Consider the following 26,033-nt stretch of genomic DNA (forward strand, 5'->3'; position numbering starts at 1 on the left):
AGCATGGAAACGAAACCCCTGCCGCGCGACGCCACGCTGATCGTCAACACACATTCGCGTAAGGGGCAGGATCTCTACGATGCCGCGCGTACAAAGCTGGAAGCCGCTGGTATCCATCTCCTCGCCACGCATTCGGTCGATGACCCGAAGAAGCTCGCCGCCGTCGCCCGCGCGGCGGTGGCGGAGGGCACGCCGATGCTGATCGTGGGCGGCGGTGACGGCACTTTGGCCGGCGTGGTCGATGAAGTGGTCGGCAAGGATTGCGTGTTCGGCGTGCTCCCGCTCGGCACCGCGAACAGCTTCGCCCGCTCGCTCGACTTGCCGCTCGACCTCGACGCGGCAATTGAGGTGATCGCGAACGGCCGCCGAAAACGAGTCGATCTCGGCATGATCGACGACGACTATTTCGTGAACGGCGCCTCGATCGGCCTGTCGACGATGATCGGCGAAACGGTGCCGCACACTCTCAAGAAATACGCCGGGCGGGCCGGCTATCTGGCCTGGGCGCTCAAGTCGGCGGTCAGTTTCAAGGCGTTCCGACTCGAACTTGACGACGGAACGCAGACGCATCGGCTGTGGGCCACGGAGGTGCGTATCCTCAACGGCACGCACCACGGCGGCGTGGAGCTATCGGAAGAGGCCGGCGTCCTGTCCCACGAGCTTTTGATTCAGGCGGTGGTCGGCACGAGCAAGCTGGCGCTGGCGCGGGACTGGTTCGCCAAATTCTTCAAGCTGCGCGATCGGAATGCGTGCAGCCGCGATTTCCGCAGCAAAAGTTTCCGCATCACCACCCAGCCGCCGCAACGCATCTCGATCGACGGCGAAGTCCTCGCCTGCACGCCCGTCGTGGCGAAGGTCGCCCCCGCCGCGATCGACGTGGCGGTGGCGCGGGATTCTCAGCGCGGGTAATCGCGCCACAGCCATTCGAGCGCGCCAGGCAAGGTCTGCGCGATGACATCGCCGTCGACGTGCCCTGCCCCGGCGGCGGTCACGTAGCGATAGTCATAGTGTTTGGCGCGTAGCGCAGCCGCCATGCGATCATTGGCCATCGGCCAATTGTGGTAGGTGGCCTCCGGGTCTTGCCAGTGGAGGTCGCGCTCGCCCACCTCCATCCAGATGCGGATCGGCTTTGCCGGCGTCGCCGGGATGAGCCGATCATGATAGTCCCACGCGCCATGCGGTGTCGCGGGATCGGCGGGCGATGCCTGGTTCACAAACGTGCCCGAATAGGACAGCACCTTGCCGAACCATTCGGGATGGAACCACGCCATCGTGAAAGCCGCCGCCGCGCCCGAACTGCCGCCCATCGCCGCGCGGCCTCTGGGATCGTCGGTGAGGCGGACGCCGTAGAGGTGTTCGACGCGTGGCAACACCTCGGTCTGGACGAAGCGCGCGTAGCGATCCGAGACGGTGTCATATTCCAGCCCGCGTTCGGAGCCTTGCGCGTCGCCGCCGCCCGACTGGATCATCACCGCCACCATCGCCGGCACGCGATGCTGCGCGATCAGGCTGTCCAGCGCGGCGGCGATGCGCGCGGTATAATCGCGCCCGTCCTGCACCACCAGCAGCGGCGCTCTCGTGCCCGGCCGATAGCCTGCGGGGATATAGACGAACACCTCGCGCCGGTATGGCGCGGGTTCGGACTGGAGGTGCGCGGGCGCCGCGAGGCGGTTGCCGTATGGATCGCGCCGGCGCGTCGTCTCCGTGTCGAGCTGACGGATGCCGGGATAGATCCGGCTTTCGCGCGAGGTCATGATGAAACTGTGCAGCGTTCCACTGGGCTGGTCCGCATGCGCCACCATCTCGGGCGCATCCCGGTAGGGCGGCGCGATGTGGATGTCATCGGCTCGGGCTGGACCAGCACCGACGCACACGGCAGCGATCAGCGCCAACGATCTCGCCCACATATATCTCTCCGCTTCGTCGCCCTTGGCCTGAACACGGATGTGCGCCACTCCGCCCCGCCTGCCAACGATGAAGTCGGCGAGGCGCTTACGCGGCCTCACCGCCGATGACGCCCTGTGCGCCGGTCGGCTGCGCGCCGATCCACTGCACCTGCTGCGGGGTGGTGCCCAGTTCGATGCCGGCCTCGGGCAGCTTCGTCAGCAGTTCGAACCAGATGTCGCTGCGCGTCGGATACACCGCGCGCGGCGAGTTCACATAGGCGAAGCTGTTGAAATTGATCCGGCCATCAAGAAGCGAGTCGATGAACAGCACCGGCTTGGGATCATCCAGCACCGCGCCTTGCGCATCGTAGATCGCCATCAGCATCGCGCGGACCTGTGCGATGTCGCTCCCCATCGGCACCGAGAATTGCAACTGGATGCGGCCGATCGGATCGGACAGCGTCTTGTTGACGATCGACTTGGTGATCAGCTCCGAATTGGGCACGATCAGCGTCGAGCGGTCGGCGATCTGGATTTCGGTGGCGCGCACGCTGATCCGCTTCACGTCGCCCTCCTGATCGCCGATCCGCACCCAGTCGCCGATCTTGACCGGGCGCTCGGCGAGCAGGATCAGCCCCGACACGAAATTCTGCGTGATCGCCTGCAAGCCGAAACCGATGCCGACCGACAGCGCCGAAAGCAGCAGCGCGATCCGCTCGACACCGATGCCGAGCGACGCCAGCGACCACAACACGACGAGGATCAGCCCGATATAGCGCGCGACCATCGCGATCGAGTTGCGCGCGCCGGCATCGAGTTCGGTGGCGGGCAGGTAGCGCGTGGTCAGCCAAGTCTGGATGCCGCGTATCCCGAACATCCCAACCGCAAGCACCGCCAGCGCGCGCAGGATCGCGCCCGGCGAGATCGTCACCTGGCCGATCGTGATGCCTTGCGCGATCCGGCTGATCTGGCCGAACAGCGTCGGAATGTCCGACCCGAACGGAAACAGCACGGAGCCCATCGCGACCAGGATCAGCATCAGGCGGAGCAGCGCGGACAAGGCCACGCCGAACTGGTCGATCAGGCTGCGGCGCACGCCGAAGCCGTGGTGGACGGCGTCGGCGAGCTTGCCGTCGCGGCGAAACACGGTCGAGCAGATGTCGTCGATGCCGATCAACAACAGGTACGATGCGGCCGCGACCACCGCGATCCAGACCGTGAACCGCGCGAGGAAATAGCCGAATGCGACATAGCCGGTCGCGAGCGACACCACCGCCACCGCCAGCACCGCCCAGGTGGTGAGCGAGAGGAAGGCAACGATCGACTGGTCGCCGCGCTCCTCCTCCGTCGCCCGCGCGGCAACCGCCCGCATGCGTGCCCCGGTCAGCAGGATACCGAGCACGAGCACGATATGGAGGACCGCAGCGAAGACTTCGGTAACGGCCTGCACCGGGCCGCTCGCACCGACGCCGGTGCGCCCGGCAGCGAGCAAAAAGCTGAGCATCGTCACGGTGGCCGCCGCGAAGGTCCACGGGCGCAGCCGGTTGGCGGTCTCGTCGGTGATATCGATCAGCCGCCACGAGGGCTGGCGGCGCTGGAGCAGCGCGCCGCCCAGCGCCGCGATCAGCGCGGCGAGGAAGCTGCCCTGTTCGAAATTCGATGCCAGTTTGTCCCAGGTCGGCGCGACCATACCACCGGCCCGCAGACCGCTGATCAGCGCGACCGAGGCCAGCCACGGCACCAACGTGCCGACCAGCGTCAGCCACAGCGCGAGGCTCGATCGGCGGATGCGATTGCCGGGCACCCGCGCGATCACGTAGCGCCGCCCCGCCGCCCGCAGCCCGATCCGCACCGGCGAGATCAGCACGATGGCAACGATCAGGCCGAGCAGCCCGGCCAGCAGCCCGCGATGCATCACCCCGCTTTCGATCGCGTCCGTCTCCGCACCGATGAAAGCGGACAGTCGTCGCCCGTCGCGCGGCAGCGAACGAAACAGGGTCCCCCAGAAGGCCGGCGTCAGCGGGGAGTCGCCCTGCACGGACATCCGCTCCGAAAAGGCTTCGGCGCGGCTGCGGTCGATCTCGGTGGCAAGCTGATCCGCCTCGGTGCCGAGCAACTTGCCGCGCTTGATCGCCGAATCGACGACCGAACGCTGGCGCGTGAGCAATTTGCGCTGCGCCTGAATATCCGGCGTTTCGACGACGCCCGGCGTGACCGGGCCGAGCTGCGCGATCCGCGCGTCGATAAGCTGGAGCTGCGCCGACAAGGTGGCGACTTGCAGCGCGCTATCCTGCTTCACCGCGATGGCGCGGTCCTGAAGCGACTTCACCTCGGTCGCATCGGTATGGACGTTGAAGGCGGCATCGACCGCGTCGAACTCGCGGCCGTCCTGGTCCAGCGCGCGCGTGGAGACGAGGATCGGATCGACATCCTGTGCGGCGGCCGGAGCGATCGCCAGCAGCACGGACAGCAGCGGCACGAGAAAGCGGAATGTCATGCCGCTCCCTATCGCCTGCGAAACACCAAGCCCAGCCGTAACCCGCGCATCGCGTGGTGGCCTGCGACCGGGCGATCCGGTACGCGGTGCGGCTACGCGCATTCTGGAGGTGCCTGATGTCCGACGATTATGCACATGGCCAGCGTGACGGTCTGCGCCTTGCCCTGGCGATTCTGGCGGCGGAAGAGGCGAAATGGGCCGCCACGCTCGGCGAAAGCCGGTCGGGGCGAACCAACGCGATCCGCACCGTGCGGCACAAGACGCTGCAGGTCGCACAGAAGCGTATCCATACCGCGCTCAACCGGCTCACGCCCAAGGACAGCGCCGCGATCGACGACGAGCTCGCGGCGGCGCTCGACAAGATCGGCCTTTAGCGTCCGCTCACGAAAAAGGGCGGGGAATGTCGCCATCCCCCGCCCTTCAAGGCATTCCAAGACCGTAAGGCTTAGAAGTGCGTGATGACGCCCAGCATCGGACGGAAGCTGTGGAAATCGCCGAAGGTGTTCACTTCGGCGCGGATGCGGAAGCCCGCATTGCCGGTGATGCCCTTCAGGCCGATATCCTTCGGGCCGACCTCGGTGCCGATGCCATAGGTGATGCCGCTATGGCTCTTGTCGTTGGGATTGCCGCTCACGTAGGTCGCATAATGGTCGAAATCGATCCACTGATAGCCGACCTTGCCGTAGAACAGGCCACTGTCGCCAGCGCGAACGCCGAACCGGCCAGCCGCGCCATATTCCCAGTTGATGTTGCCGGAAACGCCCTTGGCGACGTTACCTTCGACACCGACGAACACCGGCCCGAGCGGCACGTTGACGCCCGCGACGCCCTGCACCAGCGCGCCGGCGAGGCGGTAGTTGTTGCGCAGCGAACCGTTGGCATTCAGCGCCTGCGGGATGCCGTGGTTCGGTTCGTTGTCGAACTGCTCCCAGCCGCCCATCACGCCGACATACGGCTCGATCCCGAACGCCTTGCTGCCGTCGGGCGCGGTCGGGCCGGTTTCGGCCGGGGCCGCAGACGTGGCATCCTGCGCGAAGGCGGGAGCGGCTGCGAAGACGGCCAGAGCGGCGGCGGCGAGTTTGAGTTTCAGCATCTGTATAACCTTATTAAACTGACAGATCGGGCTGGCCGCCAAGGCGTCCGGTGTCCCGAGGTCCACTCAAACAAGGTTGGGCGCTGGTTGTTGCACTGCAGCGGAGATTAATCGGCAACCCCGAATTTTGTCACATTTCTGCAACGGTTTCTTGCACAGGGATGAACGAAAGGCGGCGACTTTGTGGCCAGCGGCAGCGCCGACGCGTCAGGCCGCGAGGCCCTCCAGCAACGCGTGAACGCGATCGCCACGGCTGGCATCGTCGGTGGCTTCGCGGAGCAACAGCCGCCCGTTCTTCTCGTCCAGCCCCGCTGCCGTCGCATCGGCATCGAACCCGCGCTTGGGCGTCAGCGCGATCGCCGCTGCGCCGGCATCGATCCGCGCGATCCCGAGCGCATGCGCGGCGATGCGGATGCGCGCGCGCAGCATCAAAGCGGCGGCGGCGGGCGGCAACGGCCCGAAGCGATCGAGCAACTCCTCCTCAAACGCATCGAGCGCGGCATCCTCCTCGATCCGCGCAAAACGCACGTAGAGCGCCAGTCGCACATCGGGTTCAGGTATCCAGCTTTCCGGGAACGCGCCGGCCTCGCCGAGATGGAGCTCGGGCGTCCAGCGCTCGATCGTCTCGCCGCGTGCCTCGCGCAACGCGCCGCCGAGCAGATGCTGGTACAGATCGGTGCCGATCAGCTTCATGTGCCCGGTCTGATCGTCGCCGAGCAGATCGCCGGCCCCGCGCATGTCGAGATCCTGCGCGCTGATCTCAAAACCGGCGCCGAGCCGGTCAAACGTGGCGAGCGTGCGTAGCCGCTTGAGCGTGCGCTCGCCGATCGCGTCCTCGGCCTTGGTGAGCAGGATCACCTGTCCGCGCCGGTTGCCGCGCCCGACGCGACCGCGCAACTGGTGGAGTTGCGCCAGCCCGAAACGATCGGCCCGCCACACGATCATCGTATTGGCGCGCGGAACGTCGAGCCCGGCCTCGATGATGTTGGTCGCGAGCAAAATGTCGCCCTTACCCGCCGCGAAGCCAACCATCACCGCGTCGATCTCCGCCGCCGGCAGCTTGCCGTGCGCCTGTACGAGGTCGAGGTCAGGCGCGGCGCGGCGCAACTTCTCGGCCAGCGGGGCCATGTCCTCGATGCGCGGCACCACCACGAAGCTCTGCCCGCCACGCCCCTTCTCGCGCAGCAACGCGGTGCGCAGCCGGGCGTCGTCATACTGATCGACGCTGGTACGGATCGGCTGGCGTCGCGCCGGCGGCGTGGCGATGACCGAGATTTGCTGGAGGCCGACCAGCGCCATTTGCAGTGTGCGCGGAATCGGCGTCGCGGTGAGCGCGAGCAGATGCGTCTCACCCGATCCGCGCAGCCGCGCCTTGTCGGCTGCACCGAAGCGCTGCTCCTCATCGATCACCACCAGACCCAATTTGGCGTAGCTCACGCCCTTCGCCATTACCGCGCCGGTGCCGACGACGATGTGGATCGATCCGTCGGCAAGCCCGGCCTTGACCGCCTTCTTCTCGGCGGCGCTCGACAGGCGCGACAGCCCCGCCACGGTGATGTCGGAGGCTTCGAAGCGGCGCTGGAAGCTTTCGAGATGCTGGCGGACCAGCACCGTGGTCGGCGCGGCGACGATGACCTGATAGCCGGCGAGCGCGGCCAGCGCCGTCGCGCGCAAGGCCACCTCGGTCTTGCCATAGCCGACATCGCCGACGACGAGCCGGTCCATCGGCTTGCCGCTGGCGAGATCGGCCCGCACGGCATGGATCGCGCGTGCCTGATCGGCGGTCTCGTTGAACGGGAAGCCGTGGACGAAGCGCTCGTAGGCGGCGGGATCGGGTTCGATCACCGGCGCGGTCAACTTGGCGCGCGCCGCCGCCAGCTTGGCGAGTTGTTTGGCGCTTTCCGCGACCGCTGCCTGGATGGCGCCGCGCCGCTTCTGCCAGGATGAGCCGTCGAGCTTGTCGAGCGTGACTGCGTCGGCATCCGCGCCATAGCGCCAGATCCGGTCGGCATCGTCGATCGCGACGAGCCGGCGCGCACCGTCGGCATATTCGAGCGCGATCATCTCGCTGCCCGCGCCGCTTGCCTCGGGCGAGGGTTCCAGCCCGGCGACCCGTGCCGCGCCGTGATCTTCATGGATGACGACATCGCCGATGCGGATTTCGCCAACACTGCCGCTCCACCGATCGGACGCGGACGCCGGTGCATCGCCGAGCACGGCGCGACTGCCGAGGATGTCGGCAGCGGCGATCACGATCCGCCGCGCATCGACGAAGCCGGTATCGACCGGCATCACGATCGCGCCCGCCGTGCCGGGTTCCAGCGCGGCAAGATCGGCAAGGTTTTCCACCTCACCGATATCGACGCCGAGCCGCTTGGCGATCCTCGTGCGCAGAAACCGCACGTCGCGCTTGCTGCCGGCAAGCACCAGCGCGCGCGTGCCCAGCAGAGGTTTAACGAACTTGGCGAGCGCCGCCAGCGTGCCGCGCTTTTCGGCAAAGCGCGGCACCGCCTCGAAATCTTCGCCGATCTCGACCGTCTTCCACGTCGCCAGCGCCGCTGCCCAATCCGCCTCGGCGATCGCATCGACCACGCCGCCGCTGCGGTCTGCGGCATCCGCCGCGAGTTGAAGGAACCGCGCACGGCGCCGGTCCGCCTTCTCCGCAAGCACGATCGCACCCGCCGCCAGGTGCGTCAGGATCGGCACCGCCTGCCCGATCGGCGGCTCGGCGGCGCGACCGATCTCGACGACGTCGAGGTCTTCGACGGTGCGCTGGGTGGCGGGATCGTACGAGCGGATCTCCGTGATCCGCCCGTCCGCGATGTCGATCCGCGCGGGTAAACCGGCATCGGCTGGATAGATGTCGATCACCGCCTCGCGCACCGCCATTTCGCCGGGTTCATCGACCCGGTCGTCGGCAAAATAGCCGAGGTCTTCAGCCAGCGCGGCGAAGGCTTCGGCGTCGATCTCGTCGCCCGCACGCAATTCCGGCGGTGCGCTGTCGAACGCCTCGGCCGCTGGATAGCGCCGCGCCGCCGCCTCGCCGCTCAGGATCAGCGCGACGTGCGCGCGCGTCTTCCGCTGTTGCGTGTGCCGCAGCCGCCGCAGCGCGGCCACACGCCTGCCGGCATTGGCGGGCGACGCCGGCGAAGTGTCACCCGGCAGCCCGTCGCTGGACGGGACGAAGACAACACGGTCGTCCGAAACCAGCGCGCCGAGCGCGGCGGCGAGCGCCTCCGCCTGCTGCTCGTCATCGGCCAGGAAGACGACATCCTGCGCGCCAAGCATTTCCGCCAAACGGAACGCGGTGAAAGCCAGATTCACGCGCCCACGTCCGCGTATCGTTTTGCCGAACAAAGGATTTTTGGAAAGTCGGCCATCATCGCTTCACTCCTGGCACGCAAGAACAGGAGACCGCCGCCGGGGTTCCACACGACCTGACGGAATCGATCTCGGAACCATCGCGCCACCGCGATGGTAGTGCGGCAGTTGCCTCGCGGAGTTCTGTCATGCCCCATACCAGCCACCCTGCCCGGCTGCCGCACATTCTCGCCGTCCTCATCGGCACGGTCGGCGTGCTCAACATCATCGGTGGCGTGTGGCTGATCCTGCTGCGTGGCAGCCTGTTCTACGCGGTCGCCGGCGCCGTGTTGCTGGCAACCGCGATGCTGCTGTGGCGGCGGCATGTCGCGGCGCTCCATCTTTTCGCCGCGCTGGTACTCGGCACGGTAATCTGGGCATGGGCGGAGATCGGCGCGGACTGGTGGCCGCTGGTGCCGCGCGGCGACCTGATCTTCCTGTTCGGCGTGCTGCTCGCGCTGCCGTGGACGGTGAAGCGCCTCACGCCGCGTACCACTTGGGTGCGCGGCGCCGGGCCGCTGGCGATGACGCTCGCGCTCGCCGCGCTGTTCGGCGGCGTTTCGCTGTCGCGAGACCTGCACAACCTCGACGGCACGCTGCCGGGGCCGCGCAATGCGCTGGCGGCGAACCTCCACGGCGTCCCCGACGACGACTGGCAAGCGTATGCGCGGAGCTGGTACGGCGACAAATTCTCGCCGCTCACGCAGATCACCCCGGCCAACGTCGGCAAGCTCAAGGTCGCGTGGCAGTTGGAGACCGGCGATCTCAAGCGCGACACCGATCCCGCCGAGACCACCTATGAGATGACGCCGATCAAGGTCGGCGATACCGTCTTTCTGTGCACGCCGCATGATTGGGTGATCGCGGTCGATGCCGAGACCGGCAAGGAGCGCTGGCGCTTCGACCCGAAGATCGCGACCTCGAAGACCAACATGCAGCACCTCACCTGCCGGGGCGTATCCTATTGGGATGGCGCCAAGGCCGGCGCGAGCACGGCGGATTGCCCGCAGCGCATCTTCCTCGCCACCAACGACAGCCGGCTGATCGCGCTCGATCCGCGCACCGGCGCGCTGTGCCGCAGCTTCGGGCGGAACGGCACCGTCAGCCTGCTGCCGGGGCAGACCGACTACAATCAGGGCTGGTATCAGGTCACGTCGGCGCCACTCGTGGCGCGCGGGATGGTCATCACCGGCGGCGCGGTGTTCGACAACATCTCGACCAAAGTGCCGTCGGGCGTGATCCGTGGCTATGATGCCGCGACCGGCCGGCTGGTGTGGAACTTCGACCCCGGCAACCCTACCGACACCGCCCCGCTCGGCGCCGGCAAACACTATACGCCGTCGTCACCGAATAGCTGGAGCACGCCCGCCGCCGACGAAGCGCTCGGCCTCGTCTATCTGCCGATGGGGATGGGCGCGGTCGATCAATATGGCGGCAACCGCCCGGCGACCACCGAGAAGTTCGCGACCTCGGTGCTCGCGCTCGACATCGCCACCGGCAAACCGCGCTGGATCTACCAGACCGTCCACCATGATCTCTGGGACATGGACGTGCCCGCGCAGCCGGTGCTGGTCGATCTCACCCTGCCGGGGCGCGGCACCGTGCCCGCGCTGGTGCAATCGACCAAGACCGGCAATCTGTTCGTGCTGGACCGGCGCACCGGCGCGCCGATCTTCCCGGTGACCGAACGCGCAGTGCCGACCAGCGCCGCGCCGGGCGACCACGCTTCGCCGACCCAGCCCTTTTCCGCCGTCTCGCTGATGCCGCAGCGCGCGCGCGAAACGGATATGTGGGGCACGACGATGCTCGACCAGCTCTGGTGCCGCATCCGCTTCAAGTCGCTCGACTATCAAGGCCCGTTCACGCCGCCGTCGCTGAAAGGGTCGCTGGTGTTCCCGGGCAATTTCGGCGTGATGGACTGGGGCGGCATCTCGATCGATCCGGTGCGGCAGGTGATCTTCGCGCATCCCAATTACGTCGCGTTCGTCGACCGGCTGGTGCCGCGCAAGGACGATACCGGCGGCGCGGACGAACGTGGCCCGGCTGGCGGATCGGATCGGACGGGGTCCAACGCCAAGGGCTATAACCCCAACACCGGCGCGCCGTTCGCGGTCGACATGAACCCGTTCCTCTCGTTCGCGGGCCTGCCCTGTCAGGCGCCGCCGTGGGGCTATGTCGCCGGCATCGACCTGACCACCGGCAAGACGGTGTGGAAGCACAAGAACGGCACGATCCGCGACGAGACGATCCTGCCGCTGCCGTTCAAGCTCGGCGTGCCCTCGCTCGGCGGGCCGATCACCACGGCGGGCGGTGTCGCGTTCATGGCGGCGGCGATCGACAATTACGTCCGCGCCTATGACACGCGCACCGGCAAGGTGCTGTGGCGCGCGCGCCTGCCCGCCGGTGGACAGGCGACGCCGATGTCGTACCGCTCGGCGGCGAGCGGGCGGCAGTTCGTCGTCGTGGTGGCTGGTGGGCACGGTTCGCTCGGCACCAAGCTCGGCGATCACGTCATCGCTTACGCTTTGCCGAAATAGGCGGCACCGAGTTGCTGTCCGGGCGTTCACTGCACACCGGCGCACTTTCCGCGCTACCCATCAGGAGGACTTCATGGCCGACGAAACCGCGACCCCGACCAGCAACGGCAAGACCGGACTTTCCGACGCGTTCCGCGAACACTTCTCGGGCGACGCGCCGTTCACCGAAAAGGCCAAGAGCTTCGCCAAGGCGAAGCCGTGGACGAGCGCCGCGCTGCTCGGCGTCGCCGCCATCGCGGTGCTGAACTCGATCCGCGGCGTTCGGAGCTAACCGACCTCCAGACCAGCGCGGCGCGCGGCGGGACCACCGCTGACGCGCCGCGCCGCTCGCAGCGACTTCCCAACCGCCACTCGCGAGCCTGCCCATGACCCTGCGTTCGATCCTGATCCTCGCCGGCCTCGCGCTTGGCCTGACCGTCGGCGCGCTGCTCGACACGTCCGCGACGGGCGTCGCCGTCGTCACGGTGGCGCGGCCGATCGGAACGTTGTGGCTCAACGCGCTGACGATGACGGTCGTGCCGCTGGTGTTCTCGCTGCTGGTGACCGGGGTCGTCGCGGCGGGCCAGGAAGCGGGCGGCAGCGGGATCGGCGTGCGCGCATTGATCTGGTTCGCGATCCTGCTCGTCGCGGCATGCCTGCTCAGCGTCGTCGTGACGACGTCTTTGCTCGACATCTGGCCCGTTCCCGCAAGTGCGGCGGCGTTGCGCACCGGCGCCGAAGCCGCCCCCGCGATCGGCTCGACCGGCGACTGGCTGGTCGGGTTCATCCCGACCAACCCGATCAAGGCAGCGAGCGACACCGCGATGACGCCGCTGGTAGTGTTCGCATTGCTGTTCGGCTTCGCGATCAGCCGGATCGAACCCGAATTGCAGCGCCACCTCGTCATGGTGTTCAAGGGCGTCGTCCAGGCGATGCTCGTCATCGTGCAATGGATCTTGTGGCTCGCGCCGATCGGCGTCTGCGCGCTGGCGATCAGCGTGGGAGCTAAAATGGGCGCCGGCGCGGCGGGTGCGCTCGGCCATTATGTTATCATCATCGCGGTTGCCTGCATCGTCACCGCACTGGCCTGCTACGTTGCAGGGCCGTTACTGGGGCGGGTTTCGCCGCTGACCTTCGCGCGTGCGGTGTTGCCCGCACAGGTGGTCGCGCTCAGCACGCAATCCTCGCTCGCCTCGCTGCCGGCAATGATCGACGCGGCGGACCCGCTCGGCATCCGCAAGGAAGAGGCTGGCGTCGTGCTGCCGCTGGCGGTGTCGATCTTCCGCGCGGCGAGTGCCGCCGCGAACGTGGGCGTCGCGATCTACCTCGCGCACCTGCACGGCATTCCGCTCAGCCCGGGCGTGCTGCTGCTCGGCGCGTGCGTGGCGGCGGTGGTCAGCCTCGCCGCGGTCGGCCTGCCCGCGCAAGTGTCGTTCTTCGCATCGATCGGCCCGGTGTGTCTGGCGATGGGCGTGCCGATCGGCATCCTGCCGCTGCTGCTCGCGGTTGAGACCTTCCCTGATATCTTCCGCACCGTCGGCAACGTCACCGCCGATCTGACGGTCGCGCGGATCGTGGCGAGGCGCCAACCCGATTGACGGGAGCGGAAGCCGTGTTCAGGCGGGACGCGTGATGAGGGCGGCGACCAAGGCGATGCGCTCGACGTCGGCATAGCCGGGCTGGTCGAGTTCCTCGCCGAACACATCGGGGTCCAGTTCGCGGTAGGCTAGGCCGTAGCCGCGCGGCGATACATCATCTGCGAGCGCCTGCTTCAGCGCATCGCCTCCCGCGACGATCGCACTGCCGGTATACAGGATCATCCGCCCGCCCGGTGCGAGCCGATCTAGCGCCATCCGCGTCATATCGAACGAGATTTGCGCGCCGTGCATGCCGCCGCCGTCGCGGTACAGGCGGCTGTCGGCATCGATGATATAGGGCGGGTTGGCGGTGACGACATCGAACACGCCGTCGAGCGGGTCGAGCGTCGGGGCGTGATACGCGTCGATCGTCACCCCCGCAGCAGCGGCGTTGATGCGCGCGAACCGCAGCGCGCGCGGATTGATATCCGTTGCGCTGACCGGTGCGTTTGGACGCGCAAGTGCCGCGACGATAGCACCAACCCCCGAGCCCGTGCCGATGTCGAGCATCCGCAGCGATTCACCATCCGACAGTTCCGAGCGGATAAGATCGGCGAAGCGGTAACTGTCGGGGCCGAAGAACACCGCATCGGTGTCATTGGTCGGATAGGCCGAGTGCAGGAACAGCCTGCCGTGCAGCGACGAGACGCGAACGCGCGAGCGCAGCATCGCACCCTCGGCGTGCAGCATCCCCGCCCGATCAAGCAGCGCCTCGACCTCGGCGTCGATCTCGCCGCGCCGGAACGGCAGCGACCAGCCCAGCACATCGCGTACCGATCGCGCCCGCTGGCGGTCGGTACGCGCCACCACGCGCGCGTGCGTCAGCGGCGTCGGCGTGACGAACGCATAGCCACGCTCGGCCAGCAGCCGCAGCAGCGCCAGCAACGCCTCGTCCTGCGATCCGGTGGCGACCGGATCGGCCGCCCCGCCGAACGCGACTGTCACCCCAGCGCCCGATCGGCGCCGTTCCACAACGATGCGCGATACTGATCGAAGCAGCGCTCGCCGCAGCGCAGCCGGATCAGCGCGCCTTCCGCGATCGCGGTCGCGCGGCGCGGGTCTTCGGCCACCGCAGGGCGGAGCGCTTCCCGGTTCCAGTCTTCGCTATGCTTGATGTCGAGCACGGCGTGGAGCTGGAAATAGCGGCGCTCACGATCGGACAGGCCGATCCGACGCAGCCCCTGCGCAACGCACGCCGCGCGGGCCGGCGCGGTCAGTTCGATCACGCCGAGCGCGCCGACCGAATGCCATGCGTAACGCCGCGTCGTCGCCATCGCCGTCATCGCATTGGCGAGCGACAGGCTCTGCCAGACAGTGTTCTCGATCACCGGGTTCACCTCCAGCGTTTCGACCAGCGCATCGAGCATCGGGCCGTGCATGCCCTTGGCGTTGCCACGCCCCATTTCGTCCCAATAATTGCGGGCAAGTTCCATCTTGGGTGCGGTCGGCAGCTTGACCTGCGTATAGGCAACGAGATCGTCGAACCCCGCCTCGCCGGCGGCCTCCTGCTCGAAGAACCAGCGCAGTTCGTCGCGCGTCGCGTGCTCGGCGAGCCACGGGAACAGCGGATCGCCCTGCCCCGGCCCGGTCGCTTTCAATTCCTCGAACCAGGCGATGAAGCCCTCGACATCGGTCGGCACCGCCGCCGCCTCGTCGCGGATTTCGCTGCGGAGTTCTTCGAGGAACGCGCCTTCCAGCCGCAGCATGCGGCTGTCGCGGTCGAACTGGCCCTGCCAATCGGCACTGGGGAAACCGGGCTGAAGCCGTTCACGGTTCCAGCGGGCGAGGCCGCGCTGGAAACTGTCAGTCAGGAACTGCGATGTGCTGGTGGGCACATCTTTATCTAGAGTATGAAGCAAGGGATTGATCCTCTCAGTCTTGTCACCCCCAACGAACCGACATCGACGAAGTTGCTTTAACCCCTCCAGATTCATCATCTTTAGACGATCTTGATGTTTATCAATTCAAACACTTGTCGTAAAAACTGCCGCGCAGTTGCTCTCCTGGGGTGCAGGCATCGACACCGCCGTATCGCTTTGCTTGGTGCGTGCGCCGACGCAGCGAAAACCATCTGTGCGAGCATCCCGTGCTGTGGCACGATGGCGCGAACCACAGGACCGGACATATATGAAACTTCTCGGGATGCTGCTGACCGGCGCGACGCTGGCGATTTCGACTGCGGGCGGCGCCCAGACCCTGCCCAACGGCATCCCCGCCAAGTTCACCCCCGTCAAAACGACGTTCGATTACGATCGTCGCGAGGTCGATGTGAAGATGCGCGACGGGGTCGCGCTGCACATGGTCCTGATCGTTCCCAAGGGCACGCGCGACGCGCCGATCCTGCTCGAACGCACACCTTATGGCGCCGACAAGGCGACCAGCCGCGTCGAAAGCAGCCACGGCGTGATGCTCGTCGGCGCGGCCTTCGCCGAGTTCCTCAAGGCCGGCTACATCCTCGCGTTCGAGGATGTGCGCGGCAAACACGGTTCGAAGGGCGAGTATGTCAACGAACGCCCGCTGATCGGCCCGCTCAACGGCACCAAGGTCGATCATTCGACCGACGCCTATGACACGATCGACTGGCTGACCAAGAACGTCAAGGAATCGAACGGCCGCGTCGGCATCGTCGGCACCAGCTATGACGGGATGATGGCGGCGATGGCGCTGGTCCATCCCCACCCCGCGCTGAAGGCCGCCGCGCCGATGAACCCGGTCATCAACACCTGGATGGGCGACGACGACTTCCACGGCGGCGCATTCCGCCAGATCGGCTACGATTATTACTTCAGCCAGGATACCGCGCGCGGCCAGGGCGACGATCTGTGGCGCGACGCTTACGACGATTACGACACCTTCCTGCGCGCCGGCTCCGCCACGGGCTTCGTCAAGAGCCGGGGGCTCGACCAGATCCAGGTCGTCAAGGATCTGCACGATCACCCTGCGTATGACGCGTTCTGGCAGGCGCAGGCGCTCGAAACGATCCTGCCCAAACAGCCGCAGACCGTGCCGACGCTCTGGATCGGCAGCCAATGGGATCAGGAGGACATGTACGGCGCGGTCGCCGCCTATGAAGCGGTCAGCAAGAATGACCCGAACCACGTCAACCATCTCGCTTTGGGTCCGTGGGCGCATGGCGGCTGGAGCGGCACCGGCGACAGCCTCGGCGCGATCCGCTTCGGCTCTGATACTGGCGCATGGTTCCGCCAGCATGTGCTGATCCCGTTCCTAGACGGCCATCTCAAGACCGGCGCCGCGCCCGCCGACATCGCCCCCGTCACCGCGTTCCAGACCGGCACCAACACCTGGCAGCGCCTGCCCGGCTGGCCCGCTGCCTGCGCAAGCGGCTGCGCGACGCCGACGCGGAAACTGTATCTTCAGGCCGGCGGTGCGCTCTCCTTCACCCCGCCCACCGCCGAGGGTGCGGACGATTATGTGTCGGACCCGGCCAAGCCGATCCCCTATCGGCTCCGTCCGATCCGTCCGACCTACGCAACCGGATCGACGTGGCGGCAATGGCTGGTCGATGACCAGCGCCCGTTCGCCGACCGCACCGACGTGCTGACGTATGAGACCGCGCCGCTCGACGCCCCGCTCGCGCTCGCCGGCGCCCCGGTCGCCGATTTGATCGCCGCCACCACCGGCAGCGATGGCGATTTCGTCGTCAAGTTGATCGATGTGTACCCGGACGAATATTTCGAAAAGCCCGAACTCGGCGGCTATCAACTGCCCGTAGCGATGGACATCCTGCGCGGCCGCTATCGCGAGAGCTTCTCCGATCCCAGGCCGATCACCCCAAACACACCGCTCAGCTACCGTTTCGCGCTGCCCAACGTGAACCACGTCTTCCTGCCCGGTCACCGCATCATGGTGCAGATCCAGTCGAGCTGGTTCCCGCTCTACGATCGCAATCCGCAGACCTTCGTGCCTAACATCTTCGATGCCAGGCCGCAGGATTACCAAAAGGCGACGATCCGCGTGATCCATTCGCCGGCACAAGCCAGCGCGATCGAACTGCCGGTGACGGATGCCGGCGCGAAATAGCGGTACAATACGCCGGTTATTCTTAACGCTTCATCATGATCTGTAGCGTATAAGGCACTCCATGCGGCTCGCGACCATCACCAACTGGGCTTACGGCATCACCGTGCTGCTCACTTTGGCATCAGGCAGCACGATGTTGCTGGCATCGTCCGCGCAGGACCGAGAGCGCGTGGCGATGAGCCAGCGTGCGAATCTCGACCAGGCGACCTCGACCATCGATGAGGACGTCGCGCAATTGAGCAGCCTCGCCCGCCAGTTCGCGATCAGCGGCAGCCAGGCCGATCTGATCGCCTACCGGCGCGAGTCGGGACTGTTGAAAGCGGTCGAAACCCGCACCGCCGCGATCCGCGATGCCGGCGCGACTGCGGCGGAGTTGCGATCGCTCCACGAGACATTGCACTGGGCCGATGCGCTGCGCGACGAACAGGCGGCGGCGATCGCGGCGCGCATGCGGGGCGATCAGCACGCTGCGGTCGCGATCCTGTTTTCGCCGGAATATGAGCGCGAGCTCGACCGCATCCAGTCAAGCGTCGAGCGCTTTCAGGAACGCATCGATCAGCGCACCGGCGCCACCGTGGAGATCGCTGTCTCGGCGTCGCGGACGTGGCGGCGCGTATCGGAGATCGTGCTTGGTCTCACCGGCTTCGTCTTCTTGTGCGTGTTGTTCTTCGTGTTCCGTCAGCGCGTGCTGCGCCCCGTCGTGCGGCTGAGCGATGTCGTCAACCGGCTCGCCGCGCAGGATTACGCCACCGAATGGCCGCATTACCCCCAGGTCGACGAGATCGGCGACATGGCGCAGGCGCTGCGCGGATTTCGCGAGAACGGCATCGTCCGGCAAAGGCTGGAGAAGGAGCGCGATGCCGATCGAGCCGTCCGCGATCTGCTGTCACGGATGACGCAACGGATGCAGCGTTGCGATTCGGTGCAGGATCTCACCGGCGTGATCGATCGGTTCGCGCCCGAAGTCGCGCCACGGCTCGCCGGCAGCTTCTATCTGTTCGATGCCGAGCGCAACGTGATGGCGGTCGCGGCGCACTGGCTCGGTCCGGTCCACTCGCGTGACGAATTCGTACCGATGGCTTGCTGGGGGCTGCGTCGCGGGCGGCAGCACCGGCCGGCGGGCGACAACATCGACGTGCCGTGCGATCACGTCGCACAGGATGGCGACGTCTTGGTCGATAGTATCTGCCTGCCGCTGATCGGCCAGAACGGCATGCTCGGTTTGCTGTACTTCGAACGCCGCTCCGATACGCCGGAGATCGGCCCCGATGAGAATTATCTCAAGATGCTCGCCGAGAACGTTGGCCTCGCGCTCGACAATCTGCGGCTGCGCGATGCCTTGCGCGCGCTGGCGATGGTCGATCCGCTCACCGGCCTCTCCAACCGCCGCCAGTTCGACAAGGCGTTCGAGGCGCGCCTGGCGCAGGCGACGCGGACCAACACGCCGGTCAGTTGTGCGATGATCGATATCGACCATTTCAAGCGCTTCAACGACGACCACGGCCACGACGCTGGCGACGCGGTGCTGCGTGCGGTCGGCGAGGCGCTCAAGCGGTCGATCCGCAACGAGGATCTCGCGTTCCGGTTCGGCGGCGAGGAATTCCTGCTGCTCATGCCGGGGCTGGGGGTCGCCGACGCCCGCGCGCGCGCCGAGGACATCCGCCTGCGCATCGCAGGCCTGGCGGTGCGGTACGAGGAGCGTGATCTCGGCCCGATCACCGCGTCGATCGGCGTCGCGAGTTGGCCCGAACAATGCGCCACCGACCGGCTCGTGCGGGCCGCCGACGCCGCGCTGCTCCGCGCGAAGCGCGGCGGTCGCGATCAGGTCGCGACGGTGCTGACCCGAGACACTTGATCTCGCCCGCGTTTCCGGGGAACGCGGACGCGATGACCGAGAACCCCATCCCCTACCCCGACCGCCGTTTCCAGGCGCTCCTGTTCGACATGGACGGCACCTTGCTCACCTCGATCGAATCCGCCGAACGCGTCTGGTCGCGCTGGCTGACATGCCACGGGTTCGATCCTGTCGAGATCCTGCCGCGTATCCACGGCGTCCAGACGCTCGAGACCATCCGCCGGCTCGACATCCCCGGCATCGATCCGCAACAGGAAGCCGACTGGATCGCCCGCGAAGAAATGGTCGATCTCGACGGTGTCCGCGCGATCGACGGCGCGGCGGAGTTCATCGCCGGCCTGCCGCACGACGGCTGGGCGATCGTCACCTCCGCCACGCGCCCGCTCGCCGAGGCGCGGCTGGCGGCGGCGGGGCTGGTGCCGCCGCCTTTGTTCATCACCGCCGAAGACATCGCATGCGGCAAGCCCGCGCCCGATTGCTATATCGCGGCTGCGCGCCAACTCGGTGTCGACGTGACGCAATGCTTGGTGTTCGAGGACGCCCCTGCCGGGATCGCCTCCGGGCGGGCGGCGGGCACCGAAGTCGTCGTCATCACTGCGACCCACACCCATCCGTTCGCTACCGAACATCCGCACATCCGCGACTATCGCGGCCTCACCACCGCCCATGCGGACGGTGGGCTGATGCTCCGGCCCCGCATGGCCGTTTAGCGCGTTCCGCGCGCCAACCGGCGCTTGTGCTGCCGTGTATGTTCGCGCTACCATCACCGCACGTTCACCCGTGATCGCAGCAGGCCTGAGAGCTTGCGCAATGAGACAGCCGGGAACGTCCGGCGCTCCAGTGAGAGGATACGCCCGATGGATCTTGGACGCCGCGACTTCCTGCTTTCCGCCGCGATCGGCTCGATCGTCCCCGTCGCGTTGACACCGCACGCGCTCGCGCAGGGCATGCCCGCACCCAAGGCGGGCGAGCGCAAGCTCGGCTATGCCATCGTCGGGCTTGGCACCTATGGTCTTGGCGTCATCATCCCGCAATTCGTCAACTGCACGCACAGCCGGCTCGCCGCCGTCGTCACCGGCGATGCCGCCAAGGGCCGCAAGGTTGCCGCCGAACACGGTCTCGATGACAAGGCAGTCTATTCCTACGCCAATTTCGACAGCATCCGCGACAATCCCGATGTCGATATCGTCTATGTCTGCCTGCCCAATTCGATGCACGCCGAATATACGATCCGCGCCGCCAAGGCCGGCAAGCATGTGATGTGCGAAAAGCCGATGGCCGTCTCTGTCGCCGAATGCGAGGCGATGATCGCGGCGTGCAAGGCCGCCGGGCGCAAGCTCATGATCGGCTATCGCTGCCATTTCGAGGCGTTCAACCTCGAAGCGATGCGGCTGGCGCGTGCCGGGGCCGCCGGCAAGATCCGCTATGTCCGCACCGAGCATGGCTTCGTCCAGCGCGACCCGTCGAAATGGCGGCTCAAGCGCGCACTCGCTGGCGGCGGCTCTCTGATGGACATGGGGGTCTATTCGCTCCAGGCAGCGCGCTACATGACCGGCGAGGAACCGATCGCGGTGACGGCGCGCGAATCCACCGACCGCAATGATCCGCGCTTCCACGAGGTCGAGGATATGATCGAATGGACGCTCGAATTCCCCTCGGGCGCGATCGCGGGTTGCCAATCGATGTACAGCGCCAACCAGAACCACGTCCTGCTGATGGGCGACACCGGGCGGATCGAACTCGAACCGGCTACCCGCTATGATGGCAACCACATGTGGACCGGCCGCGACGGACGCGAACGCGAACTGACCCCGCCGCCGGGGCCGCGCGCGACGCAATTCGCCGGTCAGCTCGATTACCTCGCCGAGTGCATCCTGACCGGACGCGAGCCGATCGTCTCGGGCGAGGAGGGTTTGCGCGATCTGCGGATCGTCGAGGCGATCTACCGCTCGGCCCGCGAAGGCCGCACGATCCGGCTGGACGGCCGCGCATGAGCTTGCTTCGCACAGCCGTAGCCTTGGCGCTGCTCGCCACCGCCGCGCCGATCCTCGCCCAGACGCCGCCCGCCGATCCGACCGGGCTCGCCAAAGCCGCCGACATTCAGGCGCAGGTCGCGACGATGGCGCGCGAGATGAAGCCGGAGCAGCATTTCGCTTGGCGGCCGTTGCTCCGCGACGGTGGAACGACCGCTGCGCTGGAATATTGGACTGCGCCGGGCAAGCCCGCGATTCACCCGACCGATGCCGAATATACCATTGTCATCGAAGGTGCGGGAACGCTCGTCTCCGGCGGCCGAATGATCGACCCCGTCACCACCAAGTCCGGCATGATCGAAGGCAGCCGGATCGAGGGCGGCACCACCCGCGATCTCAAGCCCGGCGACGTGGTTCTGATCCCGGCCGGCATCCCGCACTGGTTTGGCATCACCGGCGGCAAGCTCGTGCTGCTCGGCATGAAGCTCGCGCGGCCGGCGAAATGAGCACGTATGCTATCGACCGGCGCGGCTTCCTCGCCGCCGGCGCGGCGCTGGTCGCAACGCCGGGCTTTGCCGCCGCCCCCGCCCCGGAGGTTCGCCGGCTCTCCCCCGCCCTCGACCGGATCATCGCGCCCGGCAGTATTGTCGAGACGATCGCCACCGGCATCCGCTGGGCGGAAGGGCCGCTGTGGGTGCCCGGCACCGGATTGGTGTTCTCGGACCCGCCCGCCAACCTCATGCGCCTGTGGACCCGCAAGCGCGGCGTGGTCCCGTTCCTGTCGCCTTCGGGCGCGGCGGGCACTGATCCCAAGCTGGTGCGCGAGCCGGGATCGAATGGCCTTGCCCTCGCGCATGACGGCGCGCTGCTGATCGCCAATAGCGGCGGACGCAGCATCGATCGGGTCGATCTCAAGACGCGGCAGCGCCGCGTGCTGGCCGATCGCTTCGAAGGCGCGCGCTTCAACAGCCCCAACGATCTGCACGTCGCGCGCAGCGGCACGATCTATTTCACCGATCCGCCTTACGGCTTCGCCGATGGCGACACCTCGCCGCTCAAGGAGGCCAAACAGAACGGCGTCTATCGCTGGTCGCCGGACGGCAAAGTCGCGCTGATCGACGGCGGTTTGACTCGCCCCAACGGCGTGGCGCTGTCGCCGGACGAACGCCGGCTCTACGTCTCGGTGTCGGACGAGGCAGCGCCGCGCATCATGGTGTACGATCTCGACGCCCACGGCATGCCGACCACCTCTCGCATATGGCTCGATGCCACGCCGCTGCGCGCCGGCAACGCGCCCGGCCTGCCCGACGGCATGAAGGTCGCGCGCAACGGCACGATGTTCTGCTCGGTGCCCGGCGGCATGATGGTGCTGACCCCCGAGGCCCAGCCGCTCGGGGTGATCATATCGGGCAAGGCGATCGCCAATTGCGCATTCGGCGAGGATGGCGCGACGTTGTTCATGACCGCCAGCGACCGGGTGCTCCGCCTGCGGTTGCGCACCGGCGCCGGCATGTGATGGGAACATCCGGGCGCCCACGCGCGCTGTGACGTCAGGCGAACCGAACGAGGACAAGGCATGACCGAAGCAAGCTGGGGCGACACCACCAAGACCCCGACGATCGACTGGCGGATGAGCGCCTCGCTCGAAAACGTGCCGCGTGGCGACAACGATGTCGCCGAGGTCACCAGTCTGGAGCGGGCGGTTCGCGCCTGGCTGGAACTCGACCCCGCCCATCGCACCGCAGCCACGCTCACCCCCGAACGCCCGATCCAGCTCGACGGCGTCGCGACCGCATCGTTCGAAGGCGAAGGGATCGCTGTGCTCGCGGAACGCCTGCCCGCCCGATAAGCACCGCCGTGGCCTGCGTCCCGTCGAACACCGATACCTACTTCCGATAGTCGCCGATCTCGATGCCATGCCGGTTGAGCTTGTCGTAGAAGGTCTTCCTCGGCAATTCGAGTTCGGCCATCGCCGTTCGGGCGTCGCCATTGGTCCGCTCGAGAACCCGGCGGATCACCGCCGCCTCGAACCGCTCGACCTGCTGGCTGAGCGCGATCCGCTCGCCCGCATCGGGCGCATCGGCTTGCATCCCCAGCACCGCGCGCTTGGCGAAATTGGCAAGCTCGCGGACATTGCCGGGCCAGTCGTGGTCAGCCAGATAGGCGCGCGCGTCCGGGCCGATGCGCGGCACCGCGCGCTTCATCTGGTCGGCCGCCTGATGGAGCAGATAGCCGAACAGCAAGGGGATATCGGCACGACGCTCGCGCAAGGGCGGGATGCGCAGCCGCACCATGTCGAGCCGGTAGAGCAGATCGGCCCGGAAGCGCCCATCCGCGACGCTCGCCTCGATCCCCGGCTTGGTCGCGGCGATCACGCGCAAGTCGACCGATTGCGGCCGCTCGGCACCGACCGGCAGGATTTCGCGCTCTTCCAGCACACGCAGCAGCGCGCCCTGCAACCACGCCGGACTGCTCTCGATCTCGTCGAGGAACAAGGATCCCTTGTCGGCGCGCGCGATCCGGCCCGATTGGGTGGTTCGGCTATGCGCCTGTCCGAACAGATCGACCTCGGCAATCGCATCGGGCAGCGCGGCACAGTTGATCGCGACGAAGGTGCGCCCGCGCCGGCGGCTCCAGCGGTGGAGCAATGTCGCGACCAGTTCCTTGCCGGTGCCGGTCTCACCTTCGATCAGGACATCGACATCGGCATCGGCGACCTGCCGCATATTGTCGCGCAGCCGGATCATCGCCGGGGTCTCGCCGATCAGCACCTCGCCGGTCGCGCTGTCGTCGGCGGCGGCGCGCAGGCGGCGATTGTCGAGCACCAGCCGCCGCATCTCGATCGCGCGGCGCGCCGATGCGATCAGATGATCGGTGGCGAACGGCTTGGCGATGAAATCGAACGCGCCGGCCTTGAGCGCGGACACCGCCATCGGCACGTCGCCGTGGCCGGTCATCAGGATCACCGGGATTTCATGATCAATCGCGGCGACTCGCCGGAACAGCTCCATCCCGTCCATGCGCGGCATGCGGATGTCCGACACGACCGCGCCATCGAAGCCTGCGGACAATCGCGCCAGTGCCGATGCACCATCGGCGAACGCCTCGACGGGGACATCGGCGAGTTGAAAGGACTGCACGAGCGCGGTGCGCAGCGCATCGTCGTCGTCGATCAGCAGGATCGGCATGTCGCTCATGCCGAGGCCAACGTCATGCGGAACAGGGTATGGTCGTCACCGGCGACATGATCGAGCGTACCGCCGAATTCGATCACGATATCGCGGGCGATGTGGAGGCCAAGCCCAAGCCCGCCCGCCTTGGTGGTTGCGAAAGGCATGAACAGTTCATCGACGATCGCCGGATCGATGCCGCTGCCGCTGTCGCGGACATTGATGATGATGCGGTCGTCGTGCTGGCTGAGCGTGACGGTGACCCACGGATCGCGCTGCCCACGCACCGCCTCCAGCGCGTTGGTGAGCAGATTGACCAGCACCTGTTCGAGTCGCACGCGGCCTGCGCGTACCATCAGCGCCGCATCGGGGATCGGCAGATCGAGCCGCACCCCGGCGCTGCGGAATTGGTCACCGACCAGCAGGCGCACGCCGTCCACCACCTGCGCCAGCGGCAACGGACCGATCGTGCCGACGCCGCGCCGGGCATAGCGGCGCAACTGCGCGGTGATACTGCCAATCCGGTCGGTCATCGCGACGATCTCGCGCAGGTTGGTCGCGGCGTGGTCGGGCTGGGCGCGATCGAGAAATGCGACGGCATTCTCGGCGAAGGCGCGGATCGTCGCGACCGGCTGATTGATCTCATGCGCGACGCCCGCCGAAATCGTGCCGAGCGTGCCAAGCCGGTTGGCATGGGCGAGCTCCTCACGCGCTTGCCGATACCGCCGGTCGGCGGTTGCGCGCGCCTCCATCTCGCGCGCGAGATCGGCGGTACGCAACGCTACCTCCTCCTCCAGCCGCGTGCGCGCCGCGCTGGTGCGACGGCGGCGTGCGAGCGCCCACGCAACCGCAGCGACCAGCAGCGACAAGAGCACGGCGAACAGGATGGCGGCGATCTGCACGCGCTGCCGCGCCGCCTTCAAGGCCGCATCCATCGGCTCAATATGGTAGAGCCGCCAGCCCGCTACGGGCACGGGCAGGCTTGCCGTCATTGCCAACGATCCATCGTGCATAGTGGTGAGGCCGTCGGTGGCGATGGTGATGGCAAGCGGCGTCAGCGGGGCACCGCCGAACTGCAGTGCCGCCTTGATCTGCGCCTTGCGCGCCGGGGCGATCGGGTGAAGCGCGCGAAACCGCAGCGCGGTATCGCTGCTGAGCAGCAGCACGCCGTTGGCATCGGTCACGAAGCTGAGCGCCTGTCCGTCGCGCCACGCCCGTTCGATCGGGTCGAATTCGACCTTGACGACGATCACGCCGATCGGGCCTGCGCCGTCCTCGATCCGCCGCGAGAGGTACAGGCCGGGGCGACCGCTCACCGTCCCCAGCGCGAAATATTCGCCGCCGCCCTTGCTCCAGCCAAGCCGATAATAGGGGCGGAAGCTGTAATCCTGCCCGACAAAGCTGGTCGGCAGGCGCGCATTGGACGCGGCGATCGTCCGGCCGGTGCGATCAAGCGCGAAGATCGCCGCCGCGCCGGTCCTGTCCTTGAGCACCGCCAGCTTGTCGTTAAGCGCCGGATCGACCCGGCTGGACCGCAGCGCCGCGCGCAAGTCGGGATATTCGCCCAGCACGGCGGGCAACAGCCGGAATTTCTGAAGTTCCGATTCGAGCAGGCGCAACACCGCGCGCGTCTGCTGCGTGGTCTGCTCGCGCTCGGCTTGGATGACTTGGGTGCGCAGCGCGAGGTGATAGCGATCGAGGAACAGAGCCGTCGCTGCGATGATCGCGACGATCGCCAAAACCGCCGGCGCGATACGGCGACTCCAGGCGAGCGGGGAAGCGGAGCGGCTCATCATTGTGTGGATTACCACACAAAAGCCGATGGGGCGATGTGATAATCCACATCGATTATCCCAAAATTGGCGAAGAAATCACATCTTTATCGTTATTACACAGGAACTTATGGAATTTCTCCGCCGCGTATTGGCCGCATCGCGTTTTGGCCTCACCCTCTCCAGGCCGCAAACAAAAAGCCAGCGGCGGCAATGGAGCAGGAACACCCGTC

Annotated in this window: 20 protein-coding genes; 12 read left to right on the forward strand and 8 right to left on the reverse strand. The window is 67.1% G+C overall.

Going from position 1 to position 26,033, the window contains the following annotated elements; genetic code table 11:
• Positions 1–3: 3 nt before the first annotated feature.
• On the forward strand, positions 4–909 hold the full coding sequence (locus EWE75_RS09590; protein WP_130156826.1) for a diacylglycerol/lipid kinase family protein: 906 nt from the start codon (positions 4–6) through the stop codon (positions 907–909).
• Here EWE75_RS09590 and EWE75_RS09595 read toward each other — a convergent pair.
• Positions 897–2,006: an alpha/beta hydrolase gene (locus EWE75_RS09595; protein ID WP_130156832.1), complete on the reverse strand. Its 1,110-nt coding sequence runs from the start codon at positions 2,004–2,006 to the stop codon at positions 897–899. The two genes, EWE75_RS09590 and EWE75_RS09595, sit on opposite strands and share 13 nt — an antisense overlap.
• Positions 1,993–4,383 (reverse strand): DUF3772 domain-containing protein, encoded by a 2,391-nt coding sequence (locus EWE75_RS09600; protein WP_165388329.1) that lies wholly within the window; start codon positions 4,381–4,383, stop codon positions 1,993–1,995. The genes EWE75_RS09595 and EWE75_RS09600 overlap by 14 nt, the downstream gene beginning before the upstream one ends.
• A gap of 116 nt (positions 4,384–4,499) precedes the next feature.
• Here EWE75_RS09600 and EWE75_RS09605 point away from each other — a divergent pair, with 116 nt between their 5' ends.
• On the forward strand, positions 4,500–4,757 hold the full coding sequence (locus EWE75_RS09605) for a hypothetical protein (protein WP_130156836.1): 258 nt from the start codon (positions 4,500–4,502) through the stop codon (positions 4,755–4,757).
• 71 nt (positions 4,758–4,828) lie between these two features.
• On the opposite strand, the gene EWE75_RS09610 is transcribed toward EWE75_RS09605, so the two are convergent.
• Positions 4,829–5,476: an outer membrane protein gene (locus EWE75_RS09610; RefSeq protein ID WP_130156838.1), complete on the reverse strand. Its 648-nt coding sequence runs from the start codon at positions 5,474–5,476 to the stop codon at positions 4,829–4,831.
• Positions 5,477–5,683: 207 nt separating this feature from the next.
• A complete protein-coding gene (locus EWE75_RS09615) occupies positions 5,684–8,800 on the reverse strand; it encodes a helicase-related protein (RefSeq protein WP_130156840.1) in 3,117 nt (1,038 codons plus the stop codon).
• A gap of 185 nt (positions 8,801–8,985) precedes the next feature.
• On the opposite strand from EWE75_RS09615, the gene EWE75_RS09620 reads away from it, so the two are divergent.
• From EWE75_RS09620 to EWE75_RS09630, 3 genes are all read left to right on the forward strand, one after another.
• Positions 8,986–11,373, forward strand: coding sequence for a membrane-bound PQQ-dependent dehydrogenase, glucose/quinate/shikimate family (locus tag EWE75_RS09620; RefSeq protein ID WP_130156842.1), 2,388 nt, complete (start codon positions 8,986–8,988; stop codon positions 11,371–11,373).
• Positions 11,374–11,446: 73 nt separating this feature from the next.
• On the forward strand, positions 11,447–11,644 hold the full coding sequence (locus EWE75_RS09625) for a hypothetical protein (RefSeq protein ID WP_130156844.1): 198 nt from the start codon (positions 11,447–11,449) through the stop codon (positions 11,642–11,644).
• Between the two features lie 94 nt (positions 11,645–11,738).
• Positions 11,739–12,950: a dicarboxylate/amino acid:cation symporter gene (locus EWE75_RS09630; RefSeq protein ID WP_130156846.1), complete on the forward strand. Its 1,212-nt coding sequence runs from the start codon at positions 11,739–11,741 to the stop codon at positions 12,948–12,950.
• An 18-nt stretch (positions 12,951–12,968) separates the two neighbouring features.
• On the opposite strand, the gene EWE75_RS09635 is transcribed toward EWE75_RS09630, so the two are convergent.
• Both EWE75_RS09635 and EWE75_RS09640 read right to left on the reverse strand, forming a co-directional pair.
• Complete coding sequence (locus EWE75_RS09635) at positions 12,969–13,934, reverse strand: methyltransferase (RefSeq protein WP_130156848.1); 966 nt, start codon at positions 13,932–13,934, stop codon at positions 12,969–12,971.
• A complete protein-coding gene (locus EWE75_RS09640) occupies positions 13,931–14,824 on the reverse strand; it encodes an iron-containing redox enzyme family protein (RefSeq protein WP_427915780.1) in 894 nt (297 codons plus the stop codon). Before EWE75_RS09640 ends, EWE75_RS09635 begins: the two co-directional genes overlap by 4 nt.
• Before the next feature lie 292 nt (positions 14,825–15,116).
• Here EWE75_RS09640 and EWE75_RS09645 point away from each other — a divergent pair, with 292 nt between their 5' ends.
• The 7 genes from EWE75_RS09645 to EWE75_RS09675 all read left to right on the forward strand — a co-directional run bounded on the left by EWE75_RS09645 (position 15,117) and on the right by EWE75_RS09675 (position 22,707).
• A complete protein-coding gene (locus EWE75_RS09645) occupies positions 15,117–17,030 on the forward strand; it encodes a CocE/NonD family hydrolase (protein WP_130156850.1) in 1,914 nt (637 codons plus the stop codon).
• Between the two features lie 61 nt (positions 17,031–17,091).
• Positions 17,092–18,885 (forward strand): diguanylate cyclase, encoded by a 1,794-nt coding sequence (locus EWE75_RS09650; protein WP_130156852.1) that lies wholly within the window; start codon positions 17,092–17,094, stop codon positions 18,883–18,885.
• 32 nt (positions 18,886–18,917) lie between these two features.
• Positions 18,918–19,595: an HAD-IA family hydrolase gene (locus EWE75_RS09655; protein ID WP_130156854.1), complete on the forward strand. Its 678-nt coding sequence runs from the start codon at positions 18,918–18,920 to the stop codon at positions 19,593–19,595.
• Positions 19,596–19,742: 147 nt separating this feature from the next.
• Positions 19,743–20,879, forward strand: a complete 1,137-nt coding sequence (locus EWE75_RS09660; protein ID WP_130156856.1) for a Gfo/Idh/MocA family protein — start codon at positions 19,743–19,745, stop codon at positions 20,877–20,879.
• Entirely contained in the window at positions 20,876–21,364 is a 489-nt protein-coding gene (locus EWE75_RS09665) for a cupin domain-containing protein (protein ID WP_130156858.1), read from the forward strand. Before EWE75_RS09660 ends, EWE75_RS09665 begins: the two co-directional genes overlap by 4 nt.
• On the forward strand, positions 21,361–22,374 hold the full coding sequence (locus tag EWE75_RS09670; protein ID WP_130156860.1) for an SMP-30/gluconolactonase/LRE family protein: 1,014 nt from the start codon (positions 21,361–21,363) through the stop codon (positions 22,372–22,374). The genes EWE75_RS09665 and EWE75_RS09670 overlap by 4 nt, the downstream gene beginning before the upstream one ends.
• A 60-nt stretch (positions 22,375–22,434) precedes the next feature.
• Positions 22,435–22,707, forward strand: a complete 273-nt coding sequence (locus tag EWE75_RS09675) for a hypothetical protein (protein ID WP_130156862.1) — start codon at positions 22,435–22,437, stop codon at positions 22,705–22,707.
• A gap of 37 nt (positions 22,708–22,744) precedes the next feature.
• Here EWE75_RS09675 and EWE75_RS09680 read toward each other — a convergent pair whose 3' ends face one another.
• Together EWE75_RS09680 and EWE75_RS09685 are read right to left on the reverse strand one after the other, a co-directional pair.
• Positions 22,745–24,055, reverse strand: coding sequence for a sigma-54-dependent transcriptional regulator (locus EWE75_RS09680; RefSeq protein WP_130156864.1), 1,311 nt, complete (start codon positions 24,053–24,055; stop codon positions 22,745–22,747).
• Positions 24,052–25,824: an ATP-binding protein gene (locus EWE75_RS09685; protein WP_130156866.1), complete on the reverse strand. Its 1,773-nt coding sequence runs from the start codon at positions 25,822–25,824 to the stop codon at positions 24,052–24,054. Before EWE75_RS09685 ends, EWE75_RS09680 begins: the two co-directional genes overlap by 4 nt.
• Positions 25,825–26,033 lie beyond the last annotated feature (209 nt).

This window comes from Sphingomonas populi, assembly GCF_004208535.1.
GTDB classification, from domain to species: Bacteria; Pseudomonadota; Alphaproteobacteria; order Sphingomonadales; family Sphingomonadaceae; genus Sphingomonas; species Sphingomonas populi.